This window comes from Modestobacter sp. SYSU DS0290, from assembly GCF_054050955.1.
Window position 1 is genome coordinate 1 of the sequence record NZ_JBJHAI010000016.1, and the last position, 20,459, is coordinate 20,459.

The window sequence follows — 20,459 nt, forward strand, 5'->3', positions numbered from 1 at the left end:
GAGTCGTGGAGCTGACCGGTACTAATAGGCCGAGGGCTTGATCACACACACCATCCAGCCTCTTTGCAGGAAGTGTCGCGTCCACTGTGCAGCTCTGAAACGACGAACTATTCCACCGTGTGGTGGGTGGTCGACAGTTTCACAGAGTTACGGCGGTCATGGCGAAAGGGAAACGCCCGGTCTCATTCCGAACCCGGAAGCTAAGCCTTTCAGCGCCGATGGTACTGCCCGGGGGACCGGGTGGGAGAGTAGGACGCCGCCGGACAATCTTTCCCGAGACGGGGTTCCAGTCACTTGGCTGGGGCCCCGTTTCGGCGTTTCCGGGGCAGTGTGCCCCGCGCCGATTCCCCGGGCCCTTCGGGCTTCAGCGCGCGTGCGTTTGCTGCACCGAGAGCTCCAGCGTTTGCTGCACCGAAAGCGCGGCAGCTTTCGGTACAGAAAGCGCGGTGACTCCGGATCAAGCGACGTCCCGGGTCACGTCGACATCGAACAGCGGGGTGCCGGCTGGGTCTGGCGGAGCGTTGCTCCCGGGGGCCGGCGCGCGCTGTCCGCGCCAAACGGCTGGTGGCTCGGCGGCAGCCGGTTGCGTCCGTCGCCGGCGGCTCAGGGTGCCTGCGCCCATGCCCGGTTCGCGTCACGTGACGCAACGCCGCTCGGGGACGTGCGAGTGGCCGGCCACTCGCTGGTGACCGGCCACTCGGATGACGTGCGTCAGGGGACGGCGCGGCGCAGTCCCGTCCACGACAGGCCGGCGAGGACCGCTGCTGCCACCGCTGGCAGCAGCAGTGTGTAGGCGTACACGCTCTGCTCGACCAGCCAGCGTCCGACGGCGCCCCATGTGTCGAGGCCGGTGATCAGGACGGTGAGGCCGCCGAACAGCACGAGCACGCCGATGCCGAGCGTCCACAGACCGGGTGCCCCCCACCGCTTGTGGACGACGCCGATGGCCATGCCGAGGAAGGCGCAGGCGAGCATCGGCAGGCCGTGGACGAGGACCTGCAGTGCGGGGCTGCCCACGTCCAGCGGCCCTGGTGCCCAGAAGCGGAGACCGACCCCCCAACCGTCCGTGGCTCGCTCGATCGCACTGAGCGCCGTGAGCGCGACGCCGTAGGCCAACGCCTGCACCGCAGCCACCAGTGCCGTGCCCAGGTAGAAGGTGCGCCGGCTGAGGCTCACCCCCAACGCGAAGGGGAACATCTGGGTCACCGCCTGCACGAAGACGATGAGCACGGTGATGTAGAGGGAGACGAGCCCGCCGGCGAGCCCGCCGTCGGGCTCCTTGGCGGCGACGTCCCCCAGGCCCCAGATGCCCAGGTTGATCACGAAGCTGATCGTCACGACCAGCCACGGCACACCCAGGATCACCAGGGGGTGGGCCAGGTGCATCCGCGCGGTGGCCAGCACCCGGTTCATCGGGCCACCTCCTCGAGGGTCCGGTCCGCGGCATGCGCCTGGCCGCCGGTCGCCGCCTGGCTCAGGGCGACCACCAGCTGCTGGATCGACGTCGGTTCCACGGTGAGGCCCGCCCGGGTCGCGGCATCGCGGTCGGTCACCGAGCCCACCTGGACGATCGTCCGGGCGTGCCCTGCCAGGGACTCGGTGCGCAGGACCCGGTGCGCGGCGGTGAACGCGGTCACCGCCGGCGCGGGGCCGGACACCGTGAGCGCGGTTCCCCGCAGCGCCTCGGCGTCGGAGTCCAGGAGCACTCGGCCCTGGTCGATCAGCACGACGTGTTCGAGCAGGTCGCTGATCTCCTCGATGAGGTGGGTGGAGAGCACCACGGTCCTGGGCTGCTCGGCGTAGTCGGCCAGCAGGCGGTCGTAGAACAGCTGCCGGGCGACCGCGTCCAGGCCGAGGTAGGGCTCGTCGAACAGCGTCACCGGTGCGCGCGACGCCAGTCCGATGACGACCCCGACGGCGGAGGTCATGCCGCGGGAGAGCTTCTTGATCGCCCGCTTGCGGGGCAGGTCGAAGTCGTTCAGCAGCTGCTCGGCCAGGTCCCGGTCCCAGTTCGGGTAGAGCGTCCCGGCGACGGCCACGGCGTCCCGCACGCGGAAGTGGTCGGGGTACCGCTGCCCCTCCTTGATGAAGCAGATCCGGCTGAGCACGTAGTCGTTCTCGTAGGGGCGGGCGCCGAGCACCTCCACCCGGCCCGACGTCGGCACGCGGTGCCCGCTGAGCAGCTGCATGAGCGTCGTCTTGCCCGCGCCGTTGCGCCCGAGCAGCCCGGTGATGGTGTCGGCCGGGAAGCCGACGGAGACGTCGTTCAGGGCGGTGTGGCCCCGGAAGCGCAGGGTGACCCCGTGCAGGGTGGCGGCGGTCATGCCCCGTCCGTCCGTTCCTGCAGCATTGCGGCGATCTCGGGCACGCTGATCCCGACCTTGGCGGCCTCGACCAGCAAGGGGGTCAGGTACTGGTCGGCGAACTCGCTGCGCCGCCGCTTCAGCAGCTGCTCGCGGGCGCCGGTGGCGACGAACATCCCCACTCCTCGTCTCTTGTAGAGAACCCCGTCGGCGACCAACTGGTTCAAGCCCTTGGCGGCGGTGGCGGGGTTGATGCGGTGGAACGCGGCCAGCTCGTTGGACGAGGGGGCCTGGCTCTCCTCGGGGAGGGAGCCGTCGACGATCGCGTCCTCCAGCTGGGTCGCGATCTGCCGGAAGATCGGGCCGGCGTCCTCGTTCACGTCGTCCCGGTAGCAACGAGACGAGCCCGGCGGCTCGCTGGTTCATTACTCATGTAACGAACCGTAGAGGCAGTCGTGGCCGCCGGGCAAGAGGGGAGGTGCGCCCCGGGCGCGCGGACGGCGCGGGGGCGGATGTGTGCGGCGGTCGGGTCGCGGCCGAGCTGCCGGGTGGTGCGCGCCCCCTCGGCCGCCGGGCGACCGAGGGGGCGGTGGTGTCAGCTCTGCTGTTCGCCTTCTTCGCGAGCGGCCTGGTCGAGCACTCGCGGGTCGTCGTCGACCCCGCCGGCCGGGTCGGCGTTGCCCAGCGCGGTCTCGGCCGGCAACTGCTCGACGTGCTGCTTCGCGCGGGCCTTCAGATCGTCATCGGGGCTGGTCATGGGACCTCCTGGGAGCGGGCGGGTGTTCCTCGCAGGCCCTACCCGGCGGCGCCACGGGAACGCCCGACGACGAACATCACATGCGGAAACCGCGCGTCAGCTCCAGAACGGCTCGAAATCGGCCGATGAGAGGAGGACCAACAAATCTGATCCCGGGAGCAACCACGGTGTCGTCGCTGACCCCCTCCTTCCTGCGCCGCAGCGTGCGCACGAAGCTCATCGCCGCGTTCCTCGGCGTCGCCGCCGTCATGGTCGCGCTCGGTCTGACCAACGTCGGGCAGATGGCCTCCATCCACGGTCAGGTGGAGGACCTCTCGGCCCGCGACGTCACGCCGCTGGCGCACCTCCAGCAGCTGACCGACGACTACCAGTCCTACTCGGTGCACGGCCTGGTCGCCGGTCTGAGCGCTGCCACCGGCGACCTCGCCACCGCCCAGATGCAGGGCGGGCTGCAGGTCGAGGCGAAGGCCGCCACCGACGCCTCGGTCGCCGCCGTCGTCGAGACGGTCCCGGCGGAGTTCCGGGCGCAGGCCGAGGCGCTGAGCGACCAGTGGGTCGAGATGGTGGACACCGACGCCGCCTACCAGGCCGGGCTCCAGGCCGGGCTCCCCAACGCCAAGGAACTCGGCGACATCGCCACGGGGGCGTACCTCGAGCTGCAGCAGCAGGTCGGTGAGCTCGCCGACGTCCTGGTCGCCGACGAGGAGGCCAGCCGGGAGACGATCGGGGACAGCTTCTCCTCCGCGGAGACGCTCACGCTGGTCCTGCTGGCCGCGGGCGTGCTGCTCGCGGTCGGCCTGGGCTGGTTCATCGCCCGCGACATCCGCAGCCGCATCGAGCCGGTCCGGGCGGCCGCTGACGCGCTGGCCCGAGGCGACCTGACGTACCAGATCGATCGCACCTCCGAGGACGAGCTCGGCCAGCTGAGCGGCGCGCTGTCCCAGGGCATGGCCCGGATCCGCGAGATGGTGGCCGACGTGATCGGCTCGGCCGGGTCGATGACCGGGCTGGTCCGCGAGCTGACCACCGCCACGGCGGACGTCGTCGAGGCCTCGCGCACCGGCGTGGGCCACGCGCACTCGGTCTCCGGGACCGCCCAGTCGGTCTCCGGCAACGTCGCGCAGCTGGCCACCGGCGCCGAGGAGATGACCGCCTCGATCCGCGAGATCTCCCGCTCCGCGCAGCAGGCCGCGGCCGTCGCCGACGACGCCGTGCGGATCGTCGCGAGCACCAACGACACGCTCAACCAGCTCGGCAACTCCTCCGCCGAGATCGGCAACGTCATCAAGGTGATCACCGGCATCGCCGAGCAGACCAACCTGCTCGCGCTCAACGCCACCATCGAGGCGGCCCGCGCCGGTGAGCTGGGCAAGGGCTTCGCTGTCGTCGCCACCGAGGTCAAGGAGCTGGCCCAGGAGACGGCCAAGGCCACCGAGGACGTCTCGATGCGGATCCAGGCCATCCAGGCCGACTCCGGCCAGGCGGTGCAGGCGATCGCCCGGATCGGCGACACGGTCGGGCAGATCAACGAGCTGCAGGCGACCATCGCGGCAGCGGTGGAGGAGCAGACCGCCGCGGCCGCGGAGATCGACCGGAACATCGGCGTCGCCGCCGACGGCAGCCGGGACATCGCCTCCGCCGCCGCATCGGTCACCGGCTCGGCGGAGACCAGCGCGCAGCGGATCGAGTCCACCCGCAGCATCGCCGACCAGCTGGCCGGCCGGGCGGCGGACCTGGAGACCCGGGTCGCGCAGTTCGTCGTCTGACACCTGACCGCCACGGGGCCCCGGTGCTGCCGGGGCCCCGTGGTGGTCAGCGGCTCAGCTCGCCCCGCGCGACCGAGAGACCGGAGTGCGTCGGGTCGCCGTCCAGCGGCTCGACCGAGACGTCGACCAGCGGGTACGCGGCCAGGTCGAGCGCGTCGGGCAGCGGCAGCGACGTCGCGCCCTCGGTGAGGACGCCGACCTGCACCATGCCCGAGACGGCGGGCCGCAGCAGCCACACCTCGTCGTAGCCGTCGGTCAGCGCCGCCCGGGCCTGGATGCAGTACCGCCGGACTTCCGTCAGCCGGCCAGCGCGCGGGCCAGCGCGTCGAGGTCCGCCGGGGCCGCGTCCAGGTGCGGCGAGACCCGCAGCACCGGGCCGTTCAGCTCGGGCCGGGCCCGCTCCCGGCCGACGGCGGTGACGACGACGCCGTGCTCCAGCCGCAGCCGCTGGACGGTCTCCCGGACGTCGACGCCGGCCGGTGGGCGCAGCGTGGTGATCGCGGTGGGCTCCTCCAGCGGCTCGGCCACCTGCCACCCGCCCCGGCCGTCCAGCCGCTCCCGGGTGGCACGGCCCAGCGCCGCCAGCCGCTCGCGGACCCGGTGCGGACCCGCGGCCAGGTGCTCGCCGATCGCCAGCACCAGCCCGATGCGTCCGGCGATGTGCGCCTCGCGGGACTCGTACCACCGGGCGTGGTCGACGCCCGCGCCGCCGTCGTCGTACCACGAGGGGGCGGTCTGCGGGGTCATCCGTGCGGTGACCGACGGCCGCACTGCCAGGAACCCGACGCCCCGCGGGCCGGCCAGCCACTTGCGCGAGGTGCCGTAGGCGACGTCGACGGGCAGGTCGCAATCGACCTGGCCCAGCGCCTGGGCCAGGTCGAGCACCAGCGGGACGCCGACGGCCCGGCAGACCGCCGCGAGCTCGCGGGCCGGCTGGACGACGCCGCGGTGGCTGGCCACCACGGTGAGGTGGACCAGCGCGGGCGGGGCCGCGCGCAGCGCGCGTTCGACCCCCTCGACGTCGGCCCGGCCCAGGTCGTCGGTGGGCAGGAGCACCGGGATCAACCCGGCTGCGGTGAAGGCGGTGACGTTGTGCCAGTACTCGTTGGGGAACAGCCCGACGGTGCTGCCGGCCGGCAGCCGCCACCCGGCCAGCAGCGTGCGCAGCGAGTCCAGGGCGCTCTCGGTGAACGCGACGTCGGCGGCGGCCATGCCGACCAGCCCGCCCAGCACCGACCGGCCCTGCTGCAGCAGCCCCTCGGCGGCCGCCTCGGCCACGTAGCCGCCGAGCTCGGCCTCGTGCCGGGCGTGCCGGGCCACCGCGTCGAGGACCGCGGTGCTCTGCCGGCTGCACGCCGCGCTGTCCAGGTGCACGCCGGCCGCGCGGGGGCGCGCCGCGCGCCAGGCGTCGCCGAGGTCGTCGTGGGGGAGGTCGGGGGAGAGGGCGCTCACCCCCTGGACGCTAGGTGAGCCGCGGAGGCCGGTGACCGGTCCACCGGCAGGCCACTGCCGCCGGACTCGGGGAGCGCGACCCGGCGTCGTCTGGTTCCATCCGGCAGAGTGCGGCAGGCGCGCGCCGCGCCTCCCCCGCAGGGGTGGGGCGCCCGGGTCGAGGACTGGCCGCGTCACGGCCGGGTAGGGAGCCCTCGGGCACGCTGCCGACACGCGGGGTGGCAGAGGATCGGCAGGACGGAGAACAGCACGCATGGACGGGGCAGCAGAGCCCGGGGTGCACCGTGCGCTCGTGGCCTCCTCCGACGCGGAGCTGGTCGACGGCGCGGTCGCCTTCGTCGTCGCCGGTCTGGCCGCCGGTCAGCCGGTCGTGGTCGTCAGCACCGACCCCACCGCGGCGCTGCTGGAGAAGGAGCTCGGGAACCGGCCGGGGATCGACTGGGCGGCCTGGGCCGACGTGTACGGCAACGGCCCAGCCGCGGCGATCACCGCCGTCCGCCGGCTCGGTGAGCAGCACCGCGACGGCGGCGGCGTCGTCCGGGTGGTCCTCGAGCCGCGGCCCGGCCCCGACCCGGACACCTGGCGGGAGTGGCAGCGCTACGACGCGGTGCTCGACCACACGCTCACCGAGGCCGCCGAGCTGGGGGACGACGGGCTGGTCGTGCTGTGCCTGGTCGACACCCGCCGCGTGCCCGAGCCGCTCGTGGCCGCCGCCGTCGCCACCCACCCGTACGTCGTCGTCGACGGCGAGGTGCGGCGCAACCCGGACCACGTCGACCCCGCCGACTACCTGACCTCGCTGCCGATCCCGCCCGAACCGCTGGAGGAGACCGAGCCGCTGGTGCGCGCCGACGGCGTCCGCGACCTGCGCGGGCTCCGCCGCGACCTGGCCGCCCGCGCCGCCGGGGCGGGTCTGCCGCCGGGGTCGGAGCCGGCGCTGGAGGACTTCCTGCTCGCGGTCGACGAGATGACCACCAACGCGCTGCGGCACGGCCGTCCCCCGGTCGACCTGCGGCTGTGGATCGGCCCGGAGCGGCTGGTCTGCACCGTCACCGACCGGGGTGCCGGGCTGCAGGACCCCTTCATCGGCTACGGGCCGGCGCACGGCGACGACCTCTCCCTGGGCGGGATGGGGCTGTGGCTGGCCCGGCAGCTGTGCGACCACGTCGACATCACCCCCACCGACGACGGCGTGCGGGTGCGGCTGACCACGGTCCTGCGATGAGCGCCGGGCGGGACCGCGACGAGGCGGGGCGGGCCCGCAACGCCCGGCCCCGGGACGCCCTCGGCCGGCCGCTGCCCCACGGCGCCGTGGGGGAGCCGCGGGCGCCCGAGGGCGTCGTCCGGGCCCCGGCGCAGACGCTGGCCGAGGCCCAGCAGCTGCTCGATGCCGGCCGGCCCTTCCACGCCCACGAGGTGCTGGAGGACGCCTGGAAGTCCGGCCCGGAGGACGAGCGGGACCTCTGGCGGGGGCTGGCCCAGCTCGCCGTCGGCCTCACCCACGCCGCGCGCGGCAACGCGACGGGGGCGGCGACGCTGCTCGGCCGCGGGGTGCGCTCGCTGTCCACGGCGCAGGAGGCGGCCCGCCGGCACGGGGTGGACGACGCCGGCCTGGCCGCCTGGGCCACCCGCCTCGAGGCGGACGCCGCGGCCGGCCGGCCGCTGGACCTCGCCGCACCCCGGCTCCGCGCCGGGTGAGGGTGGTCCGGTGAGCGACGACCTCCCGGCCTCATTCGATGCGGCCTCCTTCGACGCGCTGAGCGAGGACTCGCTGCGCGCCGCCGGCAGCCTGAAGTGGACCAGGTACGGCACCGCGATCGGTGCGTTCGTGGCCGAGATGGACGTCGGCACGGCGCCGGTGGTGACCCGGGCGCTGCACGAGGCGGTCGACGCCGCCGCTCTCGGCTACCTGCCGGCCGCCGTCCAGCAGGACCTGGCCCGGGCCTGCGCCGGGTGGCAGGCCGAGCGGTACGGCTGGACGGTGCCCGCCGAGCGGGTGGCGCCGCTGGCCGACGTCGTCGCGGGGCTCACCGCAGCGATCGACCACTTCACCCCGCCCGGCGCGCCGGTGGTGCTGCCGACCCCGGCGTACATGCCGTTCCTGCGGGTGCCCGGTGAGCGCGGCCGCGAGGTCGTGCAGGTGCCGATGGTGCCCGGCGCCGACGGCCGGCTGACCTACGACCTGGCCGGGATCGACCGGGCGCTGGCCGACGGCGGGCTGTTCGTGCACGTGAACCCGCACAACCCGCTGGGCCGGGTGTTCACCGAGGCCGAGCAGCTCGAGCTGGCCGAGGTGGTCGCGCGGCGCGGGGCGCGGGTGTTCGCCGACGAGATCCACGCCCCGCTGGTGTACCCGGGGCAGGTGCACCGGCCCTACGCGTCGCTGTCGCCGCTCACCGCCGCGCACACGGTCACCGCGACGTCGGCGTCCAAGGCGTGGAACCTGCCCGGCCTCAAGTGCGCGCAGCTGGTGCTCTCGAGCGACGCCGACGCCGCGCACTGGGCCCGGGTGGGCGAGCGGGCCGAGCACGGCTGCTCGACCCTCGGCGCGATCGCGAACACCGTCGCCTACACCGCGGGCGGTGCCTGGCTGGACGGCGTCCTCGGCCACCTCGACGGCAGCCGTCGGCTGCTCGGCGACCTGCTCGCCGAGCACCTGCCGCGGGTGCGGTACACGCCGCCGGAGGGCACCTACCTGGCCTGGCTCGACTGCCGGGAGCTGGGCATCGCGGAGCCGCTGGGGGAGTTCCTCCTCCGCGAGGCCGGGGTGGCGCTGGTCGACGGCACCGAGTGCGGCGCCGCGGGAGCGGGGCACGTGCGGCTCACCCTGGCCACACCGCGGCCGGTGCTGCGCACGATCGTCCAGCGCCTGGCCACCGCTCTCGGCTGACCGCCCGGCTCCCGGTCAGGCCGCGGCGGATGCCGCGACGAACGGGGCGGCCGGGTCGGTGAGCAGCCGGTCCAGGGGGATGCCGCACTCCCGGCTCAGCGCCTCGAGCAGGCCGTGCCGGGTGCTGAAGCCGGCGGCGGCCATCGCCCGGGGCACCCCCTCTCCGGCCCGCAGGCTCACGATCGCCCGGTTCAGCCGGGCCCGGGGCCGCCCCGCGGCGACCCTTGCGGCCGACCCGCTGACCGCCCCTCGGGGTGGCGGGTGTGTGGATCATGGGGGCGTGCCCGAGTTGCCCGAGGTGGAGGCGCTGGCGGCGTTCCTGCGGGAGAACGCCGTCGGCCGGACCGTGACGCGCGTCGACCTGGCCGCGGTGCAGGCGATCAAGACCTTCGACCCGCCGCTGTCCTCGCTCGCCGGGCTGGAGGTCACCGGCGCCGTCCGGCACGGCAAGTTCCTCGACCTCGACGTCTCCGGCCTGCACCTGGTGGTGCACCTGGCCCGGGCCGGCTGGCTGCACTGGCGGGAGGACCTGCCTCCCGCACCGCCCAAGCCCGGCAAGGGCCCGCTGGCGCTGCGGGTCCACCTGGCGCCTCTCGACGACGACCCACCGGCCCCGGGCTTCGACCTCACCGAGCAGGGCACGCGCAAGGGCCTGGCGGTGTATGTCGTCCGCTCGCCGTCGGAGGTGCCCGGCATCGCCCGGCTCGGCCCGGACGCGCTGGAGCTGGGCACCGAGCAGCTCGGGGCGCTGCTGGCCGGCAGGCGCGCCCAGCTCAAGGGCACGCTCACCGACCAGACGGTGGTCGCCGGGGTCGGCAACGCCTACTCCGACGAGATCCTGCACGCTGCCCGGCTCTCCCCGTTCAAGATGGCCGACAAGCTCACCGACGACGAGCTGATCCGCCTGCACGCCGCCCTGCGGGAGGTGCTCACCGGCGCCCTGGACCGCCAGCTCGGCCAGCGCGCGGCCACCATGAAGGGCGAGAAGCGGGCCGGTCTGCAGGTGCACGCCCGCACCGGGCTGCCGTGCCCGGTCTGTGGGGACACGGTGCGCGAGGTCTCCTTCGCCGACACCTCGCTGCAGTACTGCCCGACCTGCCAGACCGGCGGCAAGCCGCTGGCGGACCGGCGGATGTCCAAGCTGCTGCGCTGAGCGCAGGATGGCCCCATGGCCTTGGTGACGTTCGACCTCTTCAGCGCGCTCATCGACTCCCGGGCGGGCGGATCGGCGGCCCTGGAAGCGCTCGCCGCCGGCCACGGCTGGGACCTCCACGGGGAGGACCTCTACGACGACTGGGACGCCCGCAACAAGGCGTCGCAGAAGGACACGGCCGAGTGGGTGCCCTTCGCCGAGCACTGCCGCCGAGCGCTGTCCGCCACCTACGCCGCCCGCGGCCTGGTCGCCGATCCGACCGCCGACGTCCTGGCCCTGCTGGAGTCGCTGCCGGACTGGCCGCTGTGGCCCGAGGTCGGCCGGGCGCTGCCGCTGGTGGCCGAGCAGCACACGGTCGGGGTGCTCTCCAACGTCGACGACGTGCTGTTCCGCCGTACCCGGGCCGCCGCCCTCGTCGCCGACGACGCCGTGCTCACCAGTGAACGGCTCAGCGCCTACAAGCCGCACCCGGAGCTCTACCGGCGCGCGGCCGCCGCCGGGGTGGACGTGCACGTGCCGGCCTCGGCCCGGGACACCCGCGGGGCCCTGGAGGCCGGGATGACGGTGGTGCGGGTGCGCCGCCCCGGGCACCGGGTCGACCCCGACGGCCCGCAGCCGCAGTACGAGGTCGAGGACCTGACGGAGCTCCCCGCCCTCCTCGCCCGGATCACCGCCGGGGGCTGAGCCTGCCCCGTCGCGCCCGCGCGGCCACGGTGCCGACCAGCCCGGTCTCCGGACCGGCTTCGACCTCGGCGGACCCGACCGCGCTCCACCAGTCGGTCAGCGGCGGCGGGTCGAGCACGTCGACCCGCTCGCCCGGCCGCGGGACGACGAGCTGCACGTCGCGCTCCCCGGCGGCGGTCAGCAGCCGCTGCACGGGCTCGGCCCACCGGTGGAAGGCCAGGTTGAACGTGGCCCAGTGGATCGGCAGCAGCACCCGGCCGCCCAGGTCGCCGTGCGCCCGGACCGCCTCCTCCGGGTCCATGTGGATGGCGTGCCAGGCGTCGTTGTAGGCGCCGATCGGCTGCAGGGTGAGGTCGAAGGGGCCCAGCCGGGCGCCGATCCCGGCGAAGGCCGGGGTGTAGCCGGTGTCGCCACCGAAGAAGACCCGCCGCCGCGGTCCGGTGACCACCCAGGACGACCACAGCGTGGTGTCCCGGGCGAAGAAGCGGCCGGAGAAGTGCCGGGCCTCGGTGCAGGTGAGGGTCAGCCCGGCGACCGTCGTCGACTGGTCCCAGTCCAGCTCCACCACCCGCTCCTCGGGGACGCCCCAGCCGCGCAGGTGGGCGCCGATGCCCAGCGGGACGACGAAGGGCGCGGACTGGGTGCGCACCAGCGCGCGCACCGAGGGGAGGTCGAGGTGGTCGTAGTGGTCGTGGCTGATCAGGATCGCGTCCACCGCCGGCAGGCTGGCGATCGGCGCCGGCGCGGGGTGCAGCCGGGCCGGTCCGAACACCGGGGACGGCGACACCCGCTCGCCCCACACCGGGTCGACCAGCACCCGCCGGCCATCGATCTCCAGCAGCGCGCTCGAGTGGCCGTACCAGGTGACCGCCAGGTCGCCGGCCTGCTCGGGCACCTCGGGGGTGGCCAGGGGGATCGGGGCGCCGGGCAGGCCCTTGTGCCGGTCCTCGTGCCACTGGCGCAGCAGGCCGTTGCGGGCGTTGGCCGGCTCCAGCGCGGGGGTCGGCATGCTGTTGTGGAACTTGCCCTCGGCGAACTGCGGGGAGCCGGTGACGGTGGGGCGCAGCCGGCGCTGGCTGGCGCCCAGCGCCGTCGGCAGGCCCCAGGCGGCCCGGGCCAGCCAGCCGACCCCGCCGGTGAGGGCAGCGGCGGCGGTGAGGGCGGCGGTACGGCGGAGTCTCGGCACGCCCTCCAGCATCCCCGACCCGGCTGGGTGTCGCCCGGGAAGTGGCGCAGACGACGCCGGGCCCTGCCCACCAGGAGGTGGACAGGGCCCGGCCTGCTCGCGGTTCAGCCGGCGATCGCCGCCACCGGCGGGGTCTTCGCCGCGCGCCGGGCGGGCAGCACCGAGGCGAGCAGCCCGGCCACCGTGGCGACGACGACGACCGCCGCCACCTGCAGCCACGGCACGCTGACCACGACCTCGCCGACCTCGCCGAGCGCCGAGGCCGCACCGGCCGCGCCGAAGGCGCCACCGACGAGCACCCCGATCACCGCGGCCACGCCGGCGACCAGCACCGCCTCCCAGGCCAGCAGCGCACGCAGCTGGCGCCGGGTGAGCCCGAGGGCGCGGAGCAGCCCGCTCTCCTGCCGCCGCTCGACCACCGAGAGGGCCAGCGTGTTGCCCACGCCGATCAGCGCGATGAGCACGGCGACCCCGAGCAGCCCGGTGACCACCAGCAGCAGCACGTCGACCACCTGGTCGATCGCCGCCCGCTCGCTGGCCAGGCCGGTGACCCACGCGGTGGGGACGGCGGCACCGGCCAGGTCGGTCACGTCGTCGATGGCCGTGGTCTGGTCGGCGTCGTCGGCCAGCCGCAGCCAGACGGTGTCCTGGACGGCGTCCGGCACCAGGGCGCGCAGGTCCGCGTCGTTGAGCAGCGGGTTGTCGCCGTCGCCGGCCACCACCGCCAGCTCCCGCGACCGGTCGCCGGCGGTCAGGGTCACGCGGTCGCCCACCCCCGTGCCCCAGCTCTCCCGGGTCCAGCGGGACAGGGCGACCTCACCCAGGGCGGGCAGCGTCGTGTCCGCGGTGGAACGCAGCACCGGCAGCGCCTGCTCGGGGTCGACCCCGAGGGCCCAGGTCTCCCAGCCGGCCGGGCCGGTGACCGTGCCCCCGGCCAGGGTGGTCGTGGCGACCACGCCGTCCACCGCCTCCAGCTGCCCCGACAGCGACGCGGGCAGCTCGGTGCCCCCGCCCTGGACGATCACGTCGGTCGGGTATTCCGCGGCCAGGCCCGCCTGCGCCGTCGCCCGGGTGGACGAGGCGCCGACCACCATCGCCGTGGTCAGCGTGACACCGATGATCAGCGCGGTCGCGGTGGCCGCCGTCCGGCGCGGGTTGCGCGAGGCGTTGCCGGCGGCGAGCCGGCCGGGCAGCCCGCCGGCGCGGCCGAGCAGCCGGCCGGCCGCCGCGACCACCGGGGGCACCGCGCGCTGGGCCAGCAGCAGCCCGCCGAGGGCGCTGAGCACCCCGCCGGGCAGCGTGATCAGGATCTCCGCGTCGCTGACGCCGTACACCATGAGCGCCACACCGGGCACGACGAGCAGCAGTCCGAGGACCAGCCGCACCACGCCGCCCCGGGAGCGCAGCGGCGCCGGGTCGGTGGGCCGCAGCGCGGCCAGCGGCGCCACCCGGGTGGCGGCCCGCGCGGGGGCGATGGCGGCCAGCAGGGTGGTCAGGGTGCCGACGGCGAGGCCGGCGAGCACCGCGTAGAGCGGCACCGAGACCCCCGACAGCGGGATGGGCGAGTCGGTGGAGCCGACGATCGCGGAGACCAGCGTGGCCAGCCCGACACCGGCGAGCACCCCGAGCACCGAGGCGGCCAGCCCGGTCACCGCGGCCTCACCCAGCACGCTGCGGCGGATCTGCCGCGCGGTGGCGCCGACGCAGCGCAGCAGCGCCAGGTCCCGGGTGCGCTGGGCCAGCAGCACGGCGAAGGTGTTGGCGATGACCAGCCCGGCGACCAGCACGGCCACGGTGCCGAAGACCAGCAGGATCGTGGTGAGGAACTCGGCGTCGCCGGTGATGGCCGCGGCGGCGTGCTCGGCCTGCTCCGTGCCGGTGCGGACGGTGAATGCGTCGTCGGTCAGCGCGGCGCGGACGCGGTCGGCCAGGGCGGCCGGGTCGGTGCCGGTGGTGGCGGCGACCCGCAGCTCCGTCGGCTCGGTGGCGCCCCAGGCCTGCGTCTGGTCCGGGGTGGCCCAGAGCCGCCCGTAGACGCCGGCCGTGGGGTCGCCGCGCAGGTCGACGACGCCGGTGACGGTGGCGTCGACGGTCGTCGCGGTGCCCTCGGCGTCGTAGACGGTGACCGGCAGGACGTCGCCGACCTCGGCGCCCACCCGCTCGCTCACCGCGACCTCACCCGGGCGGACCGGCAGGGCGCCGGAGGTCAGGTGCTGCCAGCGCAGCGAGGGCTCGCCGGCGACCGACTCGACCTGCGCGTACTGGGCGCCGGTGCGCCCCGGCGGGACGATCTGCGCGGAGGTCTCCCAGGTGGGGTCGACCGCCTGCACGCCGTCGACGGCGGCGATCCGGTCGGTGGCGCCGGCCAGTCCCTCGTAGGTCTCCGAGGTGACGACGACGGCGGTGTCGACGTACTGCGCGCCCGCCGCCTCCAGCACGGTCGCGCGGGTGGTCTCGTTGAGCACCAGCGTGGCGACGACGAAACCGACGGCGATGACGATCGCCAGGGTGGAGGCGACCAGCCGGCCCGCGTGGGCGCGGATGCTCGCCCTGGTGACTGTGGACATGGCCCCGGTGCGCATCGGTCAGTCCCCCAGCCCGCGCAGCGCGCTGATGACCGAGTCGACGGTGGGCTGCTGCAGCTCCCCGGCCAGCCGGCCGTCGGCGAGCAGCACCACGCGGTCGGCGTAGGAGGCGGCCATCGGGTCGTGGGTGACCATGACGACGGTCTGCCCGGTCTCCCGCACGCTGGAGCGCAGCAGGTCGAGCACCTCCGCGCCGGAGCGGGAGTCCAGGTTGCCGGTCGGCTCGTCGGCGAAGACGACGTCGGGGCGGGGGAGCAGCGCCCGGGCGACGGCGACCCGCTGCTGCTGGCCGCCGGAGAGCTCGTGCGGGCGGTGGTGCAGGCGGTCGCGCAGGCCCAGCCGGGCCACGACATCGTCCATCCAGGCCTGGTCGGGGCGCTGCCCGGCCAGCTGCATCGGCAGCAGCATGTTCTCCTGCGCATCGAGCACCGGCAGCAGGTTGAACGCCTGGAAGACGAAGCCGATCCGCTCGCGGCGCAGCTTGGTCAGCTGCTCGTCGCGCAGGCTGGTCAGCTCGGTGTCGCCCAGCCAGACCTGACCGCCGGTGGCGGCGTCGAGCCCGGCGAGGCAGTGCATGAGCGTGGACTTGCCCGAGCCGGAGGGGCCCATGATCGCGGAGAAGGCGCCGCGCTCGAAGTCGACGTCGACCCCCGCGAGCGCGTGCACCGCGGTCTCGCCGGCGCCGTAGGTCTTGCGCAGCCCGCGGGCGCGGGCGGCGGCGGTGTAGCCGGCAGCCGGCGGCTCGCCGGGGACGGACAGGACGGGGACGGACACTTCGGGCCTCCGGACGGACGCGGTCGTTGACGGTGACCACGTTCTCGTCCCGGCCCGTCACCGCGCGTCGTCGCCGAGGCTGGTCTCGGTGAGCGTGCCGCTGCTCCCGCAGGGGGACGCGGTGTCATCCTGCGGGCTGATCGGGGAGGCGGGGCGGTGGCTGGGACAGGGCAGGACGGAGCCGCGCCCGCGCGGAGGCCGGTGCGGTGGGCGACCGCCGCGGTGACGGTCCTGGTCTGCCTCTGGGTGCTGGCCTGGCCGAACGCGGTGCTGTTCGCCTTGCGCACCCCGTGGGCCGGGTGGGGTGAGGTGCCGACGCCCGACCAGGTGGCCGAGGGGGTCTCCCGGGCCCGGGACGCCGGGGTGGTCGGGGTGACGCTCCCCGTGCTGGCCGCCGTCGTCGCCGCCTGGAACCGGATGCGGGTGACCACGGCGCTGCTCCTGACCGGTGCGCTGGTCGCTGCCGCGTTCTCCGGCGTGCTGTACGCACTGGCCCATGACTGAGGGGCCGGGGGACGAGGGGCGGACGCCCCGGCCGGGGCAGGGCGCCGGGTCCCCGCCGCGGCGCCTGCCGCCCGGTGCCGGCGTCCTGCTGGGCCTGCTCGCCCTCGCGTGGGTGGTCGTGCCCACGGTCCTCGTGCTGGGCATCGCCTGGGACGCGGTCAGCTGGGCCGGGTCGCTGCCGTTCGCCGGGAACACCACCTGGCACGAGCAGGCGGTGGCCCACGAGCGGGCGGTCTGGGCGACGGTGGTGGGGGCCGGGGTGCCGCTGGTCGGGGTGGTGCTCGGGCTGGTCTGGCGCCGCGGTGCGCTGGTCGCGGTCTCGGGGATCGCCGCGGCCGCGGGCCTGGCCGGTGGGTTCACCCTGCTCCGGCTGGTGTCGCCGTCCGAAGCGCCGGCGCCGGTGCCGGACAACCGGCCGCCGGTCTGCCAGGAGCACAGCGGCGGCGACACCCGGTGCCCCGGCGGGTGACTCAGGCGGGGGCGTCGCGCAGCAGGTCGGCGGGGGCGACCAGGCCGGTGCGGTAGGCGAGCACCACGGCCTGCACCCGGTCGCGGCTGCCGGTCTTGGCCAGCACCCGGCCCACGTGCGTCTTGACCGTCGCCTCGCTGACGAACAGCTGCGCGGCGACCTCGGTGTTGGTGGCGCCGTAGGCCATCAGCACCAGCACCTCCTTCTCCCGGGGGGTCAGCTCCGCCAGCGCCCGGTCGTCGTGCGGCTGGGCGGCGCCCGCAGACCCGGCCCCGCGCAGCATCGGGGCGACGTGCTGCAGCAGCCGCCGGGTGGAGCTGGCGGCGATCACCGAGTCACCGGCGTGCACCGTGCGGACCGCGGTGAGCATCTCCTCCGGCGGGGCGTCCTTGAGCAGGAAGCCGCTGGCTCCGGCCCCGATCGCCGACATCACGTACTCGTCGAGGTCGAAGGTGGTCAGCACGACCACCTTGGGCGGGTCGGGGAGCGCGGTGACCTGCTCGGTCGCCGTGATGCCGTCCGTGCCGGGCATGCGGATGTCCATCAGGACGACGTCGGCCGGCGTCGACCGCAGCAGGTCCACCGCCGCGGCCCCGTCGCCGGCCTCGCCCACGACCGTGAGGTCGGGCTGGGAGTCGATCACCATGCGGAACCCGGCGCGCACCAGCTGCTGGTCGTCGACGAGGACGACGCGGACCGGGCCGGTGGGGGATGTGCTGCTCATCGGGCCGAACGGTAGGGCAGGACGGCGTGCACGCCGAACCCACCGCCGTGTCGCGGCCCGGCGGTCAGCCGGCCACCGTGCAGCTCGGCGCGCTCACGCATGCCCAGCAGGCCCTGCCCCTGTCCGTCGGAGACGGCGATCGCGGCGGCGGCGCCCCGGCCGTCGTCCAGCACCGACAGCTCCAGGGAGTCCGGGCGCCAGTGCAGCCGCACCCACGCCTTCCCGGCCGGGCCGGCGTGCTTGAGGACGTTGGTCAGCGACTCCTGCACGATCCGGTAGGCGGCCAGCTGCGCGCCGGCCGGGATCGGCTGCGGGGAGCCCTCCACCAGCAGGTCGACGTCCAGCCCGCTGGCGGCGACGTCGGAGACCAGGTGGTCGATCGCCGCGACGTCGGGCTGCGGGGCGAACTCCTGTCCGTCGCCCTCGCGCAGCACGCCGAGCAGCTTGCGCATGTCGGTGAGGGCCTGCCGGCCGGTCGCCGAGATCTGCTCCAGCGCCTCGGTGGCCGCCGCCGGGTCGGCCTGCCCGGCGTACCGCCCGCCGTCGGCCTGGGCGATCACCACTGACAGGGAGTGGGCGACGACGTCGTGCATCTCCCGGGCGATCCGGGCGCGTTCGGCCTGGGCCGCCAGCCGCATCTCCTGCTCGTGCTCCAGCTCCAGCAGCCGGGCGCGCTCCTCCAGGCCGGTCATCCGGAGCATCCGTGCCCGGCGCAGGTCGCCCAGCGCCCACGCGGCGACCACGGAGACGCCGATGGAGCCGGAGATGATGATCAGGGACTGCGGGTCGAACGAACCGGTGTAGTACCGCAGCGCGGCGAGGACGGCGCCGACCAGCCCGATGGCCAGCCCTGCCTTCGACGCCCAGCGGGGTGCGTAGGCCGCCAGCGCGTAGACCATCACCAGCGCGGCGAGGTCCGCGGCGAGCAGGTCGGTGGAGTAGGTCAGCAGCTGGATGAGGCAGAGGACGACGACGGCCGCGGCAGCCGGCACCGGCGCCCGGCGGCGCCAGGCCAGCGGGACGCTCAGCAGGAAGCCGAGGACGAGCCCCGCGTCGCCTGCGTACCCCGCGCCGAGGGCGGTGGTGAACAGGAAGAAGAGGGCCGCGAGCGCGCTGTCGACGGCGAACGGGTGCCGGCGCAGCCAGGCCGCGAGGCGCTCGAGAGCCGTGGGGTCCATGCTGCCGACAGTAGGCAGCGGACGGCGTGTCGTCGTCGTCCCGCGGGGTGAGCCGCGCGTCCGCCCGTGGTCGGACCGGGGCTCAGGCGGGCGAGACGGTGATCCCGGCCGGGCCGACGGTGAACCGGACGTGCGCCGGGTCGGGGGCCGGCTTGCCGTGCGCGACGTCGTCGACGGTGACGATCTGCCGGGGTCGGGGCAGCCCCGAGCCCGCGAGCCGGGCGGCCAGCCCTGCGCTGCCCGGCCGCGTCACGGGACGACGGTCACCGGCCAGCGGCCCAGGCGCACCAGCCGCACCGCGACCGAGCCGACCACCCGGTGCCCGGCCTGCTCCGAGGCGCCGATGACGACGGCGTCGGCCGGCAGCTGGTCGGCGATCCGGGTCAGCTCGGCCACCGGGTCCCCGTGCGCGGTGCGGTACTCCGCGTCCACCCCGAGCTGGTCGGCCGCCCGTCCCAGCTCGGCCCGCAGCTCGGCGTCCACCTCGGCCGCCGCGTCCCGGACCAGCGCCTGCGCGCTCGGCACCCACCCCGCCATCGGTGGCGCCGCCTCGGTCACGAACACCGCGACCAGCCGGGACCGCTGCCGCCGCGCGAGCCCCGCGGCGTAGGACGCGGCCCGCAGCGACGTCGGCGAACCGTCGACGCCCACCAGGATCACCCGCGGGCCGTCGGTCCCCCGCTCGAAGGGCCCCACCTCGGTCACGCCGCCATCCAAGCGCACCGGCCGGGACGGTGGGGGTCAGGCGCTGGCGCGGTGCTCCAGCTCGGCGGCCCGGTCCAGGGCGGCACCTGCGGCGGCGAAGTCCGCGAGGGCCCGTCGCAGCGCCACCCCCAGCCGGTCGGAGCGCAGGTGGAGCTCGTCGCGCAGCAGGAGTGGCAGGCCGGTGCTCGCGGTGCCTGCCACCAGGCGCAGGTCCTCGGCCCGCGCGACCTGCTCCGCGGACACCTCGGCCGCCACCACCTCCGCCGGGACCGGCTGCCCGTCGGCGCCGGCGAGGAAGAGGCAGGTGAAGACCCGCGTCGAGTCACCGTCCTCCGGCTGCAGGAGGGTGAGGACGGTGGTCCCCGCGCCGTCGGGCGCGGTGAGCCGCAGCAGCAGCTGGAACGGCGCCCGGTACACGTGGGTGGCCTGCAGCGCACCGTCCTCGACGGCCAGCGCCTGACTGCTGCAGAACCCGCCGGGCTCCCGGGTGACCGGACGGTCGGGCACCTCCGCATCGAGGCCGGCCGCCGTGGCGTGCACGACCGGCGCACGGGCGGCGTCGAGGAAGGCGTCGGCCAGCGGGCCGGCCGGCGCGGGGGTCCGGGCCGGGGTCAGCCACGCGGCGGTGAACCGGGGGTCGTCGACCTCGGGCACCGGCAGGGGCCGGTCCAGCGGCTCCTCGGGGGCCAGCCAGACCAGCCCGAGCCGTTCGGTCACCCCCCACGCCGGCGGATCGGCGTCCAGCGCGCCGCCCCGCCGGTGCACGGTCCAGTTCCGGCCCAGCAGCCGCACCTGGACGTACCCGCCGTCCCGCAGTTCGCCGGCGAGCGCCACCGGGTGCCAGGCGTGCTCCAGCGCGGGGTCGAGGTTGCCGAGGACCGGGCCGGCCGGCTCGGGCAGCTCGGGCACCGGCTCCGGGTCGGGCGCCGGGCGGGAACCGCCGGCCCCGGGCGGCCGGGCGACCGGCGTGCGGTCGGGGGCCAGCCACACCCAGCCGTCGCGCTCCTCGACCGCCCACGGCACCGACAGGTCGGCGCGGGGCGGGGGCGTGCCGTGCGGGCCGAGCGCGGGGATGGAGGTGCACCGGCCCTCGGCGTTGAACTGCCAGCCGTGGTAGCCGCACTGCAGTCGGCCGTCGACGACGGAGGCCGTGGTCAGCGGCACCAGCCGGTGCGGGCAGCGGGCACCCACGGCGGTCACCTCGGCGCCGGGGGCCAGCCGGACGACGACGAACGGCCGGCCGCCGGCGCCCACGGGGACGGGTGTGGTCCCGACGTCGGCCGAGCGTGCCACCGGGTACCAGCCGGTGCCCTCGGGATCGGATCCCGT

General features: G+C 75.5%; 22 protein-coding genes, 1 rRNA gene and 1 pseudogene. 9 read left to right on the plus strand and 15 right to left on the minus strand.

The annotated features are described in order from the left end of the window. Positions 1-148 precede the first annotated feature (148 nt). Positions 149-265 (plus strand): 5S ribosomal RNA (gene rrf / locus ACI795_RS13690). A gap of 446 nt (positions 266-711) precedes the next feature. Here the strand turns inward: rrf and ACI795_RS13695 are convergent. The 4 genes from ACI795_RS13695 to ACI795_RS13710 all read right to left on the minus strand — a co-directional run bounded on the left by ACI795_RS13695 (position 712) and on the right by ACI795_RS13710 (position 3,060). After that, positions 712-1,413 carry a hypothetical protein gene (locus ACI795_RS13695; protein WP_457076076.1) on the minus strand — a complete coding sequence of 234 codons (702 nt, stop codon included), beginning with the start codon at positions 1,411-1,413 and terminating at the stop codon, positions 712-714. Continuing rightward, entirely contained in the window at positions 1,410-2,324 is a 915-nt protein-coding gene (locus tag ACI795_RS13700) for an ABC transporter ATP-binding protein (protein WP_457076077.1), read from the minus strand. Before ACI795_RS13700 ends, ACI795_RS13695 begins: the two co-directional genes overlap by 4 nt. Continuing rightward, positions 2,321-2,683 (minus strand): GntR family transcriptional regulator, encoded by a 363-nt coding sequence (locus tag ACI795_RS13705; protein ID WP_457076078.1) that lies wholly within the window; start codon positions 2,681-2,683, stop codon positions 2,321-2,323. Before ACI795_RS13705 ends, ACI795_RS13700 begins: the two co-directional genes overlap by 4 nt. A 215-nt stretch (positions 2,684-2,898) precedes the next feature. Continuing rightward, on the minus strand, positions 2,899-3,060 hold the full coding sequence (locus tag ACI795_RS13710; protein ID WP_457076079.1) for a hypothetical protein: 162 nt from the start codon (positions 3,058-3,060) through the stop codon (positions 2,899-2,901). Between the two features lie 167 nt (positions 3,061-3,227). Here ACI795_RS13710 and ACI795_RS13715 point away from each other — a divergent pair, with 167 nt between their 5' ends. Further along, entirely contained in the window at positions 3,228-4,826 is a 1,599-nt protein-coding gene (locus tag ACI795_RS13715) for a methyl-accepting chemotaxis protein (protein ID WP_457076080.1), read from the plus strand. Positions 4,827-4,872: 46 nt separating this feature from the next. Here ACI795_RS13715 and ACI795_RS13720 read toward each other — a convergent pair. Next, positions 4,873-5,208, minus strand: a pseudogene (locus ACI795_RS13720) (anti-sigma factor); the annotation flags it as partial. Next, on the minus strand, positions 5,124-6,278 hold the full coding sequence (gene egtE, locus ACI795_RS13725) for an ergothioneine biosynthesis PLP-dependent enzyme EgtE (protein WP_457076081.1): 1,155 nt from the start codon (positions 6,276-6,278) through the stop codon (positions 5,124-5,126). The gene egtE and the pseudogene ACI795_RS13720, both read right to left, overlap by 85 nt. Before the next feature lie 253 nt (positions 6,279-6,531). Here egtE and ACI795_RS13730 point away from each other — a divergent pair, with 253 nt between their 5' ends. The 3 genes from ACI795_RS13730 to ACI795_RS13740 are packed head-to-tail and all read left to right on the plus strand — an operon-like array spanning position 6,532 to position 9,168. Next, positions 6,532-7,503: an anti-sigma factor RsbA family regulatory protein gene (locus tag ACI795_RS13730; protein WP_457076082.1), complete on the plus strand. Its 972-nt coding sequence runs from the start codon at positions 6,532-6,534 to the stop codon at positions 7,501-7,503. Next, a complete protein-coding gene (locus tag ACI795_RS13735) occupies positions 7,500-7,976 on the plus strand; it encodes a DUF309 domain-containing protein (RefSeq protein ID WP_457076083.1) in 477 nt (158 codons plus the stop codon). Before ACI795_RS13730 ends, ACI795_RS13735 begins: the two co-directional genes overlap by 4 nt. A gap of 10 nt (positions 7,977-7,986) precedes the next feature. Further along, entirely contained in the window at positions 7,987-9,168 is a 1,182-nt protein-coding gene (locus tag ACI795_RS13740; RefSeq protein WP_457076084.1) for a MalY/PatB family protein, read from the plus strand. A gap of 15 nt (positions 9,169-9,183) precedes the next feature. On the opposite strand, the gene ACI795_RS13745 is transcribed toward ACI795_RS13740, so the two are convergent. Further along, positions 9,184-9,312, minus strand: coding sequence for a hypothetical protein (locus ACI795_RS13745; protein WP_457076085.1), 129 nt, complete (start codon positions 9,310-9,312; stop codon positions 9,184-9,186). A gap of 136 nt (positions 9,313-9,448) precedes the next feature. Between ACI795_RS13745 and ACI795_RS13750 the strand changes: the two genes are divergently transcribed. Both ACI795_RS13750 and ACI795_RS13755 read left to right on the plus strand, forming a co-directional pair. Then, on the plus strand, positions 9,449-10,321 hold the full coding sequence (locus ACI795_RS13750) for an Fpg/Nei family DNA glycosylase (protein WP_457076086.1): 873 nt from the start codon (positions 9,449-9,451) through the stop codon (positions 10,319-10,321). A gap of 15 nt (positions 10,322-10,336) precedes the next feature. After that, positions 10,337-11,005, plus strand: coding sequence for a haloacid dehalogenase (locus ACI795_RS13755; protein WP_457076087.1), 669 nt, complete (start codon positions 10,337-10,339; stop codon positions 11,003-11,005). On the opposite strand, the gene ACI795_RS13760 is transcribed toward ACI795_RS13755, so the two are convergent. From ACI795_RS13760 to ACI795_RS13770, 3 genes are all read right to left on the minus strand, one after another. Then, complete coding sequence (locus ACI795_RS13760) at positions 10,989-12,191, minus strand: MBL fold metallo-hydrolase (protein ID WP_457076088.1); 1,203 nt, start codon at positions 12,189-12,191, stop codon at positions 10,989-10,991. The two genes, ACI795_RS13755 and ACI795_RS13760, sit on opposite strands and share 17 nt — an antisense overlap. 104 nt (positions 12,192-12,295) lie before the next feature. Then, positions 12,296-14,758, minus strand: coding sequence for an FtsX-like permease family protein (locus ACI795_RS13765; RefSeq protein ID WP_457076089.1), 2,463 nt, complete (start codon positions 14,756-14,758; stop codon positions 12,296-12,298). 18 nt (positions 14,759-14,776) lie between these two features. Beyond that, positions 14,777-15,550, minus strand: coding sequence for an ABC transporter ATP-binding protein (locus ACI795_RS13770; protein WP_457076091.1), 774 nt, complete (start codon positions 15,548-15,550; stop codon positions 14,777-14,779). 201 nt (positions 15,551-15,751) lie between these two features. On the opposite strand from ACI795_RS13770, the gene ACI795_RS13775 reads away from it, so the two are divergent. Next, on the plus strand, positions 15,752-16,054 hold the full coding sequence (locus tag ACI795_RS13775; protein WP_457076092.1) for a hypothetical protein: 303 nt from the start codon (positions 15,752-15,754) through the stop codon (positions 16,052-16,054). Continuing rightward, a complete protein-coding gene (locus ACI795_RS13780; protein WP_457076093.1) occupies positions 16,047-16,523 on the plus strand; it encodes a hypothetical protein in 477 nt (158 codons plus the stop codon). Before ACI795_RS13775 ends, ACI795_RS13780 begins: the two co-directional genes overlap by 8 nt. A 1-nt stretch (position 16,524) precedes the next feature. Here ACI795_RS13780 and ACI795_RS13785 read toward each other — a convergent pair whose 3' ends face one another. The 5 genes from ACI795_RS13785 to ACI795_RS13805 form a co-directional block, all read right to left on the minus strand. After that, the gene (locus ACI795_RS13785; RefSeq protein ID WP_457076095.1) at positions 16,525-17,247 is read right to left on the minus strand and encodes a response regulator; all 723 of its coding nucleotides are present in this window, start codon (positions 17,245-17,247) and stop codon (positions 16,525-16,527) included. Continuing rightward, on the minus strand, positions 17,244-18,425 hold the full coding sequence (locus ACI795_RS13790; protein ID WP_457076096.1) for a sensor histidine kinase: 1,182 nt from the start codon (positions 18,423-18,425) through the stop codon (positions 17,244-17,246). The genes ACI795_RS13785 and ACI795_RS13790 overlap by 4 nt, the downstream gene beginning before the upstream one ends. An 82-nt stretch (positions 18,426-18,507) precedes the next feature. Further along, positions 18,508-18,678, minus strand: a complete 171-nt coding sequence (locus ACI795_RS13795; protein ID WP_457076097.1) for a hypothetical protein — start codon at positions 18,676-18,678, stop codon at positions 18,508-18,510. After that, on the minus strand, positions 18,675-19,130 hold the full coding sequence (locus tag ACI795_RS13800; protein WP_457076098.1) for a universal stress protein: 456 nt from the start codon (positions 19,128-19,130) through the stop codon (positions 18,675-18,677). Before ACI795_RS13800 ends, ACI795_RS13795 begins: the two co-directional genes overlap by 4 nt. Positions 19,131-19,166: 36 nt before the next feature. Beyond that, complete coding sequence (locus ACI795_RS13805) at positions 19,167-20,423, minus strand: Rieske 2Fe-2S domain-containing protein (protein ID WP_457076099.1); 1,257 nt, start codon at positions 20,421-20,423, stop codon at positions 19,167-19,169. Between the last annotated feature and the right edge of the window lie 36 nt (positions 20,424-20,459).